The organism is Thioclava electrotropha, assembly GCF_002085925.2.
Taxonomy (GTDB): domain Bacteria; phylum Pseudomonadota; class Alphaproteobacteria; order Rhodobacterales; family Rhodobacteraceae; genus Thioclava; species Thioclava electrotropha.
Genome location: NZ_CP053562.1, coordinates 533,121 through 546,208, shown reverse-complemented (window position 1 = coordinate 546,208; position 13,088 = coordinate 533,121). Strand labels below are relative to the sequence as shown.

The window sequence follows — 13,088 nt, the reverse complement described above, 5'->3', positions numbered from 1 at the left end:
GATGGAGCGTGTCGATACGAGCCTGATCGCTTTGCGTAGAATCCTGCGCGCGACCGAAATGTTCGGCCGCGACCTGGCCAAGGCTGCCGGGCTTACGCCTGCGCAGTTCCGCGTGCTGCAGGTGATTTCCGAAAAAGGTTGGTCCACACCGAAGGCGATCGCCCAGCGCATGGGCGTGAGTCAGGCGACGATGACGGCGCTGATCGACAAGCTCGAGCGCAAGGGCATGGTGACCCGTCAGCGTTCCGAGCGGGATCGCCGTCAGACCGATATCGTGATTACCGAACTTGGCGCGAGCGCGATCGACGAGGCCCCCGACGCGCTGCAACAGATCTTCGTTCGCCGCTTCGAGGCGCTGGAAGATTGGGAGCAGGCGCAGATCATCGCATCGCTCGAGCGCGTGGCCTCGATGCTCGACGCACATGATATCGACGCGGCGCCGGTTCTGGACTGGGGCGATATCTCGGGCAAGCCGAACTGATCAGCCCTTGACCCAAGCCCCATCGGGGCCCCGCGTGAACTCGTCGGCCCCGATTGGCTCGAAGCTCATGTCGCGCGCACCATAGAGCGTGATCGACAGAGCATCGCGCCCCCCTTCAATCACATTGAACGTATTCGGCTCGCCGCGCAGGCGCGAGGACAGACCCGTCCCCGCTTGCACGAACAGGATGCCCGGCACCGCCGAGAAAGGCGCCACCGATCCGCTGTGCAGATGCCCCGAGAGCACGAGATCCGCGCCGCAGTCCGACATGCCCTCCAGCGCATCCCCTGCCCCGTCCATGAGCGCCTTGTCGACTTCGGGCCCATGTTCGAGCGGATGGTGCATCACCGCGATTCGCAGCCTCTCGCCCGCCTCGCCGAATTCCCGACACAGGCGGGAGATCGTCCGCTCGGGCACCTTGCCGCGCTGCCAAGCGAAGCGGTTCACGGTGTTCACGCCGACCGCCTTGAGGTGATCGGTCTCGAAGACCGGCTCCAGATTATGATTGATATCGGATTTGTAGCGCCCGAAGGGTTTGAGCATCCGCAGGAAGAGATTGTCGAGCGGTGTGTCATGATTGCCGGGCACCGAAAGGGTCTCGCTTTCGATCTGCTCCACGAACAGCCGCGCCTGCGCGAACTGGCCGCGCCGGGCGCGCTGCGTGAAGTCTCCGGAGATCACCGTCAGGTCCGGCGCGAGGCGGTTCACCGCTGTCAGCAGTGGCGCCTCGAGCTCGGGCAGGCTGCGCCCGAAATGCAGATCGGAAAGGTGAACGATACGGGTCATGCGTTAGCGTCTTGGGTCTCGGTGTCCGTGTCCTTGGCTGGCAGCACGATCCAGAGCGGCTCGTCGGACATCTTGAAGCGGAACGGGCTTTCTTCGCGGCATTTCTCACCGTCGAAGGCCAGCAGGCCGCGCCCTCGGGCGGTTTCGATCTCGAAGGATTTCGCGCGGATCAATTCGTAATCCTCGCCCTGTTTGGTCTTGCGGCGCACCAGCCGCGCCGACAGGCGGAAGAGGTCGCGACGGCTCTGCGCCTTCGCGACCAGCACGGCGAAAGCGTCGTCGCTGATGACCGTCGCCCCGTCGAGCCCGAAGAAATCGAGCTGATAGGCCGAGCGCGCAATGAAGACGAGCGCGGTGCGACGGTTCCGGGTTTCCCCGTCCGCCGTAATCTTCAGCCGCATCGGGCGCTGAAAGCGCAGGAAGGTCTTGAAGACCGACCAATGCGCCACGATCCGGCGACGGCCCCAGCGGGCGTAAATATCTTCGCGCGCCTTGAGGATCGACGGGTAGATACCGAGCGACGCATTATTCAGAAACACCCGCCCGTTTACCTCGCCGACCCGGATCGGATGTGCATTGCCTTCGCGGATCGCGCGCGCCGCCTCCTCCGGATCCTCGGAGAGGCGCAGGCCGCGCGCGAAGAAGTTGAACGTGCCGAGCGGCAGCACCGCCATCGGCACCTCCTGCCCCACCAGCGCACCCGCGACGGCCATCGCAGTGCCGTCGCCGCCGGCTGCGACGATCATCTCCGCACCGTCGTCGAGCGCCTTGCGGACAGTCGCCACGATATCGCTTTCCGGGGACCAGCGGTAAAGGGACGCACCGTCACCAAGCGCATCCATCGCGCGGCGGATCGCCTCTTCATCTTTTGCGTTGCCGCCCGAAGAGGGGTTCGCAATCAACGCGACCGCTTGTCGGCGCAATGCGACGCTCGGCTCCGGCGGGGTGCTGGAGCTCGATTTTCCCACGCTATGATCGCCCTGTGAATATGATCGCGGCGCGGTGCCCGCACCCGAGCCTCCGGAGGCCTCGGTCCCTGTGTCAGTCCCCGACGTAACGGAAGCCTTTTGCTCGGTCGTCATGCGTTCACCTCTTCGTCGCGGCTTTAACGCTGCACAGCGGCGGAAAGGTCCCTGAAAAGGTTGCGCCACCCGACTTGGTTATTTACGACATAGAAGTGTCGGAATTTGGCAAGTCTGCCTGCGGATCTCCCGCGAGCGTGACAATGTGACGATTCCAACCCGGGAAAAACCGGGACTTAACGCGACCGATATCACGGCGGCAGCCCGCGCGGATCGCTTCAATCAAAGCTGCCACAACAGGAGAACTGTATGAACAAGAAAGCGCTTGCTGCGTTACTGACGGCACTGCCGCTGGCGACCTTCTCGGCGCCCGCCTTCGCCGCCGATGGCGAATGTGGCTCCGTTACCGAGGCCGAAATGAACTGGGCTTCGGCCGGGGTCGCTGCTTGGGTCGACAAGATCATTCTCGAAAACGGCTACGGCTGTGACGTGACGCTGGTGACCGGCGACACGATGCCCACCTTCACCTCGATGAACGAAAAGGGCGAGCCCGACATCGCACCCGAGCTTTGGGTGAACGCGGTGAAGGTCGCGCTCGACAAGGCCGTCAGCGAAGATCGCCTCGTGATCGCTGCAGAAATCCTCAAGGATGGCGGCGAAGAAGGCTGGTGGATCCCGAAATACGTCGCTGACGAGCACCCCGACATCAAGACGGTCGACGATGCTCTCAAGCACCCCGATCTGTTCCCCGATCCGGAAGAACCCTCGATCGGTGGCGTCTACAACTGCCCGTCGGGATGGAACTGCCAGATCTCGACCGCGAACCGCTTCAAGGCCCACAAGGCCGAGGAGAAGGGCTTCAAGCTGGTCGACACCGGGTCGGCTGCGGGTCTCGACGGCGCGATCGCCAATGCCTACGAGTCCAAGAAGGGCTGGCTGGGTTACTACTGGGCCCCGACCGCGATCCTCGGCAAATATCCGATGGTCAAGCTCGACGCGGGCGTCGAGGGCGACAAGGAAGCCTGGGACAACTGCAACTCGCAGGCCGATTGCGTCGATCCCAAGCCCAACGCCTACCCGACTTCGGACGTGTACACGGTCGTGACCAAGGAATTCGCCGAGAACAACGCGGTTGCGATGGACTACCTTGGCAAGCGTGAATGGTCGAACAAGACCGTGGGCGAATTCCTCGCATGGCAGGCCGACAACCAAGGCACCAACGAGGACACCGCTTACTACTTCCTCGAGAACTATCCGGACGTCTGGAAGGCTTGGCTTTCTGACGATGTGATCAAGAAGGTCGAGGACGCGCTCTGAGCGGGCGATCCGAGATTTTGGCGCGCGTGAGGGGAGCCTCGCGCGCGTTTTCTTTTAACCGGCGCACATAATCGACCGGAGGACATAACAAGATGGCATCTTCATGCTGGGGCTTGCCGGAACTGCTCTGTGAGTTCCCTTCCCTTCCCAACTCCACCCTGCGTCACATGCGCATGGGCATCGACGACGGGTTTCGCGGCATCGTTCGCGCTTATTCCGATCAAATCGACGCGGCCACCCGGCCGCTTCAATGGTTTCTCAACACCCTCGAACACGCCTTCGTGGACACGCCGTGGTTCATCATCTTCGCGCTGATCCTCGTCGTGGTGTGGTTCGCCTCGCGCAATGTGAAGATCGTGCTCGGCTCGTCCATGGGGCTTGCCTTCATCGGCATCTTCGGCCTTTGGGAGGACACGATGACCACCCTCGCGATGGTCACGGTGGCGACGCTGATCGCGATCATCCTCGGCCTGCCGATCGGCATCCTGATGGCGCGCTCGGACCGGATGCAGAAAATCCTGACGCCGGTGCTCGACGTCATGCAGACCATGCCCTCCTTCGTCTATCTGATCCCGGTCGTCGTGATCTTCGGTATCGGTAAGGTGCCCGGCGTGATCGCCGTGGTGATCTACGCGATCCCGCCGATGATCCGCCTGACCAATCTGGGCATCCGCCTCGTGGACAAGGAGGTCATCGAAGCCGCGGACGCCTTCGGCGCCAATCCCCGTCAGAAACTTTGGGGCGTGCAGCTTCCGCTGTCGCTGCCGACGATCATGGCGGGCGTCAACCAGACCATCATGATGGCGCTGGCGATGGTCGTCGTGGCCTCGATGGTCGGCGTTGGTGGCCTCGGTAAAAACGTGCTGCAGGCGATTAACAACCAGTTCTTCACCATCGGCTTCCTGAACGGCTTCGCACTCGTTGCGATCGCGATCATCTTCGACCGCGCGAGCCAGGCGTTCGGCAAGCGGCTGCAGAAACATTCGGAGGCTGGCCATGACTGATGCGACGACCAACACCGATACCGGCAACCGCTCGGGCATCGAGATCCGCAATCTCTACAAGATCTTCGGGGCGCGCCCCAAGGATTACGTGGAGAAGGTGCAGGCCGGCATGGGCAAGGAAGAGCTCAACGACAAGCACAAGCACGTTCTGGGCCTGCAGGACATCAACCTTACCCTGCCGCCGGGCAAGATCTCGGTGATCATGGGCCTGTCGGGCTCAGGCAAATCGACGCTCATCCGCCACATCAACGGGCTCATCATGCCCACGGCCGGGGAGATCCTCTATAACGGCCGCGACGTGGTGAAGATGAACGAAGAGGAGCTGCGGGAATTCCGTCGTCATGAGACGGCGATGGTGTTCCAGAAGTTCGCGCTTCTGCCGCACCGGACCGTGCTGGAAAACACCTGCTACGGGCTGGATATCCAAGGGGTCGACCGGTCGAAATCGGAACCGATCGCGAAGAAATGGATCGAACGCGTCGGGCTCGCGGGCTACGAGGACAACTATCCGAACCAGCTCTCGGGCGGGATGCAGCAGCGGGTGGGCCTCGCCCGCGCGCTGGCCAACGACGCGGACATCCTGTTGATGGACGAAGCGTTCTCGGCACTCGATCCGCTGATCCGGATGGATATGCAGAAGGTGCTTCTGGACCTGCAGGCCGAGCTGAAGAAGACGATCGTCTTCATCACCCACGACCTCGACGAGGCGCTGCGCCTTGGCGACAAGATCGCGATCCTGCGTGACGGTGCGCTCAATCAGGTCGGAACGGGGCAGGAAATCGTGCTGCGCCCGGCGAATGAATACATCGCCGAGTTCGTGCGCGAGGTGAACCGTGGTCGCGTGATCCGTGCAGAAACCATCGCGTTGCCGCTGCCCGAGGGCGAGTTGCCGAAGATGAAGGTCAAGGCCAGCTCGGTGCTCGAAAAGATCGCGCGCCGGATGGCCGATGCCGAGGTGCGTACGGCGACGGTTGTCGACGCGGCCAACAAGCCGATCGGCATGGTCGACATGACGACGATCCTGACCGCCATGGTGACGCCTGCAAGCGTCGAAGAAGGCGATGACGAGGTCGAGGAAGACAGCGCCGCCTAAAGACTACGGGGTCGCCGCGTCAGCGTGGCGGCCCTGCCCGGCTCGTGCCGTCAGAGCCAGCTGGGCCCGCGGCGCGACAATCGCGTCATATTGGCGCTGGTGTGGTTTCCGATCTGCGTCATCGACGCTGAAATCGCCCGATCCGCCGTTTGCCCCCGCAGAAGCGCGAATGCCGCAGCCTCCGCCGCAGCTACGACCGCCACGGGCTTTTCCTGCACCATCTGGAACGATTCGAGCGGGGAGACATCCCAGAGCCCCATCAGTCCCGCAACGCGCATCGAAATCACCGCTTGGGCCTCAAAGCCGATCCGCGCGGCCTCGAAGCCGATGCGCATAAAAGACAGGGGATCCATATAAACTCCTAAAACCAGACATCGCTGCAAAGCGACGTCAGGTCGTCAGGATCGCAGGTATAGGTTGAGATAATGCACTCTTCTTCACCGTCGAGCACAGAAAAATCAGATTTTCGCGAGGTGAGCATTCGTGAAGCCCTATAATTGCTCTGACGCACAGACTTTCCGCCTTGCCTTCACGGCACTGTGACCCATCCTTTTAACGTCACTCGCGTATTGACATGACAAGGACGTGAACCAAATGGTTCAGAAATCGCGCGCAGCTCGGCCGGCGGGGTCGTATTTGCGTGCAAACAGGGATTTTGACGGGACAGCCAAATGATCAAACGCCTCCTCATCGCCCTCGTCGCGCTCATCCTCGTGGTGGGTGGCGTCGTCGGCTACAATCTTTTCCGCTCGAAGATGATCGCGCAGTTCTTCGCGAATATGACACAGCCCCCCGTGGCGGTTTCGGTCAGCGAAGTGAAGCCGATCACCTGGCAGCCGGGCCTCGAGGCGATCGGCACCGCCGCCGCCGTGCGCGGCACCGAACTGGCCGTCGAAATGGGCGGCACCGTGCAGGAGATCCATTTCAAGGCGAATGACAAGGTCGAGAAGGGCCAGGTCCTCATGCAGATCGACGACAGCTCCGAGCGCGCCGACCTGGCCTCGGCCAAGGCCGCTCAGGACCTCGCCGAGACCAATCTCAAGCGCGCGCGCCAGCTTGCCGACCGGGGCGTGTCCGCCACGTCCAATCTCGATCAGGCTGAGGCCAGCGCGCAGGAAGCGCGCGCAAGCGTCGCGAAGCTGCAGGCCGTGCTCGAGAAGAAGCGCCTGACCGCACCCTTCGCAGGCATCATCGGCATCCCACAGGTGGAGGTCGGTCAGTATGTCGGCACCGGCACCACCTATGCGACGCTGCAGGATCGTGACCATATGCGCGTCGATTTCACCCTGTCCGAACAGCAGGCGCGGCACGCCGAAGCGGGCCAGACCGTCAAGGTGAAGACCGAGGACGGCTCGGTCGATCTGGAAGGCAAGATCACCGGCATCGAACCCAAGATAGACCCGAATTCGCGGCTCGTGACCCTGCGCGCCGAAGTCCCCAATGGCGAAGGGAAGCTGACGCCCGGCCAGTTCGTCCATGTCACGGTCGTGCTGCCCTCCGAGGACAACGTGATCGCGCTGCCGCAAACGGTGGTGAGCTCCAACCTCTACGGCGACTCGGTCTTCGTGGTGCGCAAGCAAACGCCCGAGGGCGCGGATCAGCCGCAACTGGTAGCCAAGCAGGTCTTCATCACGCTCGGACGCCGCTCGGGCACGCTCGTCGAAGTGACGAAGGGTCTGAAGGCAGGCGATATGGTCGTCAACGCGGGTCAGAACAAGCTGAACTCCGGCGCGACGGTGAGCATCGACAACGCGATTTCGCCCGATCCCGACGCGCCTTCCACCGAAGAGGTGATGAAAGCCTTCGGCATGGAGGGCAATGCGCAGGCAAGCTCCGACACGACGTCGGACGCCCAATCGGACACGACCTCAGACGGCGCGAAGGCGCAGTAAGGCCAAGCCCATGAACATCTCCGAGATCTTCATCCGCCGCCCCGTCCTGTCGATGGTGCTGGGCGCGTTCATGCTTCTGCTGGGCGCGCAGGCCTATTTCAACCTGCCCGTCCGCCAATATCCGGAAGTCGAGGAAACGGTGGTCACGATCACCACCGCCTATCCCGGCGCCTCGCCCGAACTGATTCAGGGCTTCATCACCTCGCCGCTGGCCGCTGCCGTGGCGACCACTGAGAACGTCGATTACGTCACCACCCAGTCGCGGCCCTCGGCCTCGGTCATTTCGGTCCACATGAAGCTCGGGTCGAACTCCGACGCGGCGATGACCGAGGTGCTGTCGAAGGTGCAGCAGGTCAAAGGCCAGCTGCCCTCGGCGGCGAAGGACCCGGTGATCCAGAAGGGCACCGGCCAGACCTTCGCGCTGATGTATCTCGCGGCGCTCAACCCCAACATGACGCCCGAGCAGCTGACCGAATATCTGCGCCGGGTGATCCGTCCGCGCATGTCCACGATTCCGGGCGTGGCTCAGACCCAGATCATCGGTGCCTCCGACTACGCGATGCGGGTCTGGATCGATCCGGACAAGCTCGCCGCGCGCGGTGTCACGGCATCGGAAGTCGTGGGCGCGATTCAGGCGTCGAACTTCCTCTCGGCCCCGGGCAAGACGAAGAACGAGTACGTCGCCCAGTCGATCACGCTGCAATCCACGCTGCAAACGCCCGAAGCCTTCGGCAAGCTGCCGATCTCGGGCAAGGGCGACGACGTGGTGCGGCTGCGCGATGTCGCGAAGATCGAACTCGCCAAGGCCTCCGAGAACGAGATCGTCACCTTCGAGGGCAAGGAAGGCACCTTCCTCGGCGTGTACCCGACGCCTGCCGCCAATCCGCTCGACACGGCGGCTGCGGTACGCAAGGCGCTGCCCGACATCAATGCCTCGCTCCCCGAAGGGATGAAAATCCAGCTGGTCTACGACTCGACCGAGACGATCTCGGCCTCGATCCACGAGGTGTTCAAGACCATCGGCGAAGCGGTCGCAATCGTGACCGTGGTTATCCTGCTGTTCCTCGGGTCGCTGCGCTCGGTGGCGATGCCGATCGTGACCATTCCGCTCTCGCTGATCGGGGTGCTCGCGGTGCTGCTAGCGCTCGGATACTCGATCAACCTTCTGACGCTGCTGGCAATGGTGCTGGCGATCGGCCTCGTCGTCGATGACGCGATCGTGGTGGTGGAGAATATCCACCGACATATCGAAGAGGGGATGAAACCGATCCCAGCCGCCGTGCAAGGCATGAAGGAGATCACCGGACCCGTCATCGCGATGACGATCACGCTGGCCGCGGTGCTCGCCCCTCTGGGCTTCACCGGCGGGCTGACGGGGCAGTTGTTCCGGGAATTCGCCTTCGCACTCGCGGGGTCGGTGATCCTGTCGGGGATCATCGCCCTGACGATCACGCCGATGATGTCGGGCCGCCTGCTGAGACATGGCGAGTCGAAGGGCTTCCAGGCCTTCGTCGACCGCAATTTCGACCGGCTCTCGGGCTGGTACGGGCGGCGCGTCGATGGCTCGCTCGATCTGCGGGGGATCACCCTTCTCATCGTCGCCTCACTCGTGGGCGTGACCGGGTTCATGCTGATGAACACCAATTCCGAGCTTGCCCCGGATGAGGATAACGGCGCGCTCTTCGCGATCCTGAACGGGCCGCGCTACGCGACCAGCGAGTACACCCAGAAATATATCGACCAGGTCGGGCGCGACACGGCCGATATTCCCGAAGTGCGCACCGATTTCTCGATCGCGGGCTTCGGCGGGGACAGCTCTCAGGGCATCTATATCTGGGCGCTCAAGGACTGGGCGGACCGCAACCGTAGCCAGAAGGAGATCCAGCAGGAGATCCAGGGCGATCTCGGCAAATCGACCGGGTTGAAAGGCTTTGCCTTCGCCCCGCCGTCGCTGCCGGGCACCGGGGGCGGTCTTCCGATCTCGGTGGTGATCCAGTCGATCCACTCCGCGAAACGCGTCGCCGAGGTGGCCGAGGAGATCAAGAACAAGGCGCAGGCCTCGGGCAAGTTCATCGTCGTACAGAACTCGCTCAACTTCGACAGCCCGCAGGTCAATGTCACGATCGACCGCGACCGGGCGGCGGCGTTGAACGTGCCGGTCTCCGATATCGGCTCGACCTTGGGCTTGCTGGTGGGCGAGGCGTCGGTGGCGCAGTTCGACCGCGACTCCAACAGCTACGACATCATCCCGCAGGTGCCGCAGGAGTTCCGCGCGAACCCCGAAGAGCTGGGCCGCTACTTCGTGCGCTCGTCCTCGGGGGCGATGATCCCGCTGTCGTCGCTCGTGAAGATCGACACCGGGGTGAACGCGTCTTCGATCGAACAGTTCGACCAGCTGAACGCGGCCACGATCACGGCGCTGCCGCTGCCCGGTGGCTCCACCGGCGAGGGCGTGCAGACCATCGTCGACATCGCCAAGCAGGTGATGCCCGAAGGCTTCTACGTGAACTATTCGGGCCAGTCGCGGATCGAGACGCAGCAGGGCAACACCATCCTGATCGCCTTCGCGGCGGCCGTGCTGGTGATCTACCTCGTGCTCGCCGCCCAGTTCGAGAGCTTCCGCGACCCCTTCATCATCATGATGACGGTGCCGCTGACGATCTTCGGGGCCGTGCTGCCGCTGAACCTCGGGTTGGGCACGCTCAACATCTATTCCGAGGTGGGGCTGATCACGCTGGTCGGTCTGATCACGAAACACGGTATCCTGATGGTCGAGTTCGCCAATCAGCAGCGCGAGCAATCGGGCCTCACCCGCAGGCAGGCCATCGTGAAGGCCGCGCAGACCCGTCTGCGTCCGATCCTGATGACCACCGCCGCAATGGCGCTGGCCGTGGTGCCGCTGATCCTCGCGCAAGGCGCGGGCGCAGAGGCGCGCAAGGCGATGGGCCTCGTGATCTTCTCGGGGATCCTGATCGGGACGATGTTCACGCTGTTCGTGGTGCCGATGTTCTACACGTTCATCGCGCCCTCGGATAAATCCTTCAAGGAAGCGGAAGCGAAACGTCTGGCCGCAGGCTGACGCATGAAAACAAGGCTGGGGGCTTCGCGCCCCCAGACCCCCGCGGGATATTTGGGCCAAGGCGAAGTGTCAGAGCTTCGCCTTGGCCCAAAATCATTCCGGGGGTGAGATTTCGTGGATAGGAGCGGCAGCCCCTGCCCCGCTCAGAGATGGGCGAGGTAACTCGTCACGGCAGGGCGCACGCTGGATTGGCCGGCATTGCGCGCCTGCTGGATCACCTGCCGCAGCTCGCCCAGATCGGCGCGGCGGATCAGGTGTTTGACCGGGCCGATCGAGGCGGGCCGCATCGAGAGCGTACGGATGCCGAGCGCCGCGAAGGTCAGCGACTCGATCGGGCGGCCCGCATCCTCGCCGCAGAAGCTGAGTTGGGTGTCCGAGACCGCACAGCGCGCGATGATCCGTTCTAGGAAGTTCAGGAACGACCCGTCGAGCGTATCGTAGCGGCGGCGCACCCGTTCGTTCTCGCGGTCGGCGGCGAAGAAGAACTGCTTCAGGTCGTTGCCGCCGATCGAGATGAAATCGCAATCGCGGTAGAAGCTGTCGGGGGCGAAGCCGAGGCTCGGGGTTTCCAGCATCGCGCCGATCCGAAGCTCCTCGGGGACGGGACGGCCCATCTGCGCCTCGCGGTCACGCACCCGCAGCAGCGTGTCGCGCGCGGCGTAGAATTCCTCGGGCAGCGCGATGAAGGGGAACATGATCGAGGTCGGGCGCCCATCGGCGGCGCGCAGCAGCGCCTGCAGCTGCATCCGCAGAATCCCCGGCTTGTCGAGCCCCACCCGCAGCGCACGCCAGCCCATCGCAGGGTTCGGCTCGTCCTGCGGCTTCATGTAGGGCACGACCTTGTCGGAGCCGATATCGAGCGTGCGGAAATTCACCCGCTTGCCGTCGGCGGCATCCATCACCCGCTTGTAGAGCTGCACGAGTTCATTGCGGCGCGGCACCTTGGTGCGGGTCAGAAATTGCAGCTCGGTGCGGAACAGGCCCACCCCATCAGCGCCGGAGCCCTTCAGCGAGGGTAGATCCGCCATCAGCCCCGCATTCATCATCAGCGAGACGGTCTGGCCCGATTTGTCCATCGCGGGCTGGTCGCGCAACGAGGCGTAGCGTTTCTGCGCCTCCGCCTGCATCGCGATCTTGTCGCGGAAAGCATGGGCCACGCTTTCCTCGGGCCGCAGATGCACCACGCCCTGATCGCCGTCGACGAGGATCGGGTCCCCGTTCAGCGCCTCCGCCGTGATCCGGCCCGCGTGGATCACCAGCGGGATCGAGAGCGCGCGGGTGACGATCGCGGCATGCGAGCCGACGGAGCCTTCCTCCAGCACCACGCCCTTGAGCTTGCGGTCATAGTCGAGCAGTTCCGCCGGGCCGATATTGCGCGCCACCAGCACCGGGTTCTCCGGCATCTCGGCCCCGGTATCGCTGCCCTGCCCCGTCAGTTGCCGCAGCAAGCGGTTCGACAGGTCGTCGAGATCGTTGAGCCGTTCGCGCAGGTAGGGATCGGGCGCCTTGCGCATCCGGTCGCGCGCGGCGTTCTGTTCTTTCTCGACTGCGGCTTCGGCAGAAAGACCCGCGGTGATGTCTTCCAGCATCCGCCGCTTCCAGCCCTTCGACGCCGCGAGCATCTTGAAGGTCTCGAGCACCTGCCGCTGATCCTTGTCGATCAGGGTCGGGCTGGCCAGCATCTCGTCGATCTTGCCGCGCAGTTCGGTGATCGCCTCTTCGAGGCGCGCAGCCTCGGCCTCGGGATCTTCGGCCACCGGGTTCGTCACGACGACGCGCGGCTCGTGCAGCCAGACGCGGCCCTCGGCGGCGCCCTCCTGACCCGTCGCACCGCGGAACATGACCGGGAAGCGATGCGTCGCGCCGATCTCGGAATTCTCGCCACCGGTGAAAGCGCCGAGTTCGGTCATTTCGGCCAGCACCATCGCGACGACCTCGAGCCCGTAAAGCTCGTCATCCGAGAAGCTGCGCTCGTCCTTCGACTGCACGACCAGAACGCCCAGCTTCTCGCCCACGCGCTGAATCGGCACGCCGACGAAGCTGGAATAGATCTCTTCGCCCGTCTCCGGCATGTAGCGGAAGCCCGGCTCGGAGGGTGCATCGGCGGAGTTGATCGGCCGGCCCGACCGCGCGACACGGCCCACGAGACCCTCGCCCAGCCGCATCCGCGTGTGGTGGACAGCCTCTGCCTTCAGACCTTCGGTGGCGCAAAGCTCGAGCGTTTCGGGATCGCGGAACAGATAGATCGAGCACACTTCGGTGCCCATCGAATCCGCGATGATCTGGGTGATGTGATTGAGCCGGTCCTGCCCGTCGCCCTCCGTGGCCAGCGTATCGCGCAGGCGTCGCAACAGCGTGCGACTATCACTTTCGCTCAGTTCCACCATCCGCGCAGGTTGCCCCTGTTGCTGCGG

Annotated in this window: 10 protein-coding genes; 6 read left to right on the top strand and 4 right to left on the bottom strand. The window is 63.7% G+C overall.

Annotated elements, in window-relative coordinates; genetic code table 11:
- Position 1 precedes the first annotated feature (1 nt).
- Entirely contained in the window at positions 2–481 is a 480-nt protein-coding gene (locus AKL02_RS02705; RefSeq protein ID WP_078522117.1) for a MarR family winged helix-turn-helix transcriptional regulator, read from the top strand.
- Here AKL02_RS02705 and AKL02_RS02700 read toward each other — a convergent pair whose 3' ends face one another.
- Positions 482–1,267, bottom strand: a complete 786-nt coding sequence (locus AKL02_RS02700) for a metallophosphoesterase family protein (RefSeq protein WP_078540209.1) — start codon at positions 1,265–1,267, stop codon at positions 482–484.
- Entirely contained in the window at positions 1,264–2,190 is a 927-nt protein-coding gene (locus tag AKL02_RS02695) for a diacylglycerol/lipid kinase family protein (RefSeq protein ID WP_232621701.1), read from the bottom strand. Before AKL02_RS02695 ends, AKL02_RS02700 begins: the two co-directional genes overlap by 4 nt.
- A gap of 408 nt (positions 2,191–2,598) precedes the next feature.
- Between AKL02_RS02695 and AKL02_RS02690 the strand changes: the two genes are divergently transcribed.
- From AKL02_RS02690 to AKL02_RS02680, 3 genes are all read left to right on the top strand, one after another.
- Complete coding sequence (locus tag AKL02_RS02690; RefSeq protein WP_083077709.1) at positions 2,599–3,606, top strand: ABC transporter substrate-binding protein; 1,008 nt, start codon at positions 2,599–2,601, stop codon at positions 3,604–3,606.
- Between the two features lie 92 nt (positions 3,607–3,698).
- Entirely contained in the window at positions 3,699–4,610 is a 912-nt protein-coding gene (locus AKL02_RS02685) for an ABC transporter permease (protein ID WP_083077710.1), read from the top strand.
- A complete protein-coding gene (locus AKL02_RS02680) occupies positions 4,603–5,703 on the top strand; it encodes a quaternary amine ABC transporter ATP-binding protein (protein WP_078602058.1) in 1,101 nt (366 codons plus the stop codon). Before AKL02_RS02685 ends, AKL02_RS02680 begins: the two co-directional genes overlap by 8 nt.
- Before the next feature lie 50 nt (positions 5,704–5,753).
- On the opposite strand, the gene AKL02_RS02675 is transcribed toward AKL02_RS02680, so the two are convergent.
- Positions 5,754–6,056, bottom strand: coding sequence for a hypothetical protein (locus AKL02_RS02675; protein WP_083077711.1), 303 nt, complete (start codon positions 6,054–6,056; stop codon positions 5,754–5,756).
- 318 nt (positions 6,057–6,374) lie between these two features.
- Between AKL02_RS02675 and AKL02_RS02670 the strand changes: the two genes are divergently transcribed.
- Positions 6,375–7,595 carry an efflux RND transporter periplasmic adaptor subunit gene (locus AKL02_RS02670; protein WP_083077712.1) on the top strand — a complete coding sequence of 407 codons (1,221 nt, stop codon included), beginning with the start codon at positions 6,375–6,377 and terminating at the stop codon, positions 7,593–7,595.
- A gap of 10 nt (positions 7,596–7,605) precedes the next feature.
- The gene (locus AKL02_RS02665; RefSeq protein ID WP_078521832.1) at positions 7,606–10,674 is read left to right on the top strand and encodes an efflux RND transporter permease subunit; all 3,069 of its coding nucleotides are present in this window, start codon (positions 7,606–7,608) and stop codon (positions 10,672–10,674) included.
- Between the two features lie 143 nt (positions 10,675–10,817).
- Here AKL02_RS02665 and ptsP read toward each other — a convergent pair whose 3' ends face one another.
- The gene (gene ptsP / locus AKL02_RS02660; RefSeq protein ID WP_078545276.1) at positions 10,818–13,061 is read right to left on the bottom strand and encodes a phosphoenolpyruvate--protein phosphotransferase; all 2,244 of its coding nucleotides are present in this window, start codon (positions 13,059–13,061) and stop codon (positions 10,818–10,820) included.
- Positions 13,062–13,088 lie beyond the last annotated feature (27 nt).

Bases quoted from the DNA above. Each gene is read 5' to 3' on its own strand.
- AKL02_RS02675 (WP_083077711.1), bottom strand. From the start codon at position 6,056: ATGGATCCCCTGTCTTTTATGCGCATCGGCTTCGAGGCCGCGCGGATC.
- AKL02_RS02705 (WP_078522117.1), top strand. From the start codon at position 2: ATGGAGCGTGTCGATACGAGCCTGATCGCTTTGCGTAGAATCCTGCGC.
- AKL02_RS02680 (WP_078602058.1), top strand. From the start codon at position 4,603: ATGACTGATGCGACGACCAACACCGATACCGGCAACCGCTCGGGCATC.
- AKL02_RS02700 (WP_078540209.1), bottom strand. From the start codon at position 1,267: ATGACCCGTATCGTTCACCTTTCCGATCTGCATTTCGGGCGCAGCCTG.
- AKL02_RS02670 (WP_083077712.1), top strand. From the start codon at position 6,375: ATGATCAAACGCCTCCTCATCGCCCTCGTCGCGCTCATCCTCGTGGTG.
- AKL02_RS02690 (WP_083077709.1), top strand. From the start codon at position 2,599: ATGAACAAGAAAGCGCTTGCTGCGTTACTGACGGCACTGCCGCTGGCG.
- AKL02_RS02685 (WP_083077710.1), top strand. From the start codon at position 3,699: ATGGCATCTTCATGCTGGGGCTTGCCGGAACTGCTCTGTGAGTTCCCT.
- AKL02_RS02665 (WP_078521832.1), top strand. From the start codon at position 7,606: ATGAACATCTCCGAGATCTTCATCCGCCGCCCCGTCCTGTCGATGGTG.
- ptsP (WP_078545276.1), bottom strand. From the start codon at position 13,061: ATGGTGGAACTGAGCGAAAGTGATAGTCGCACGCTGTTGCGACGCCTG.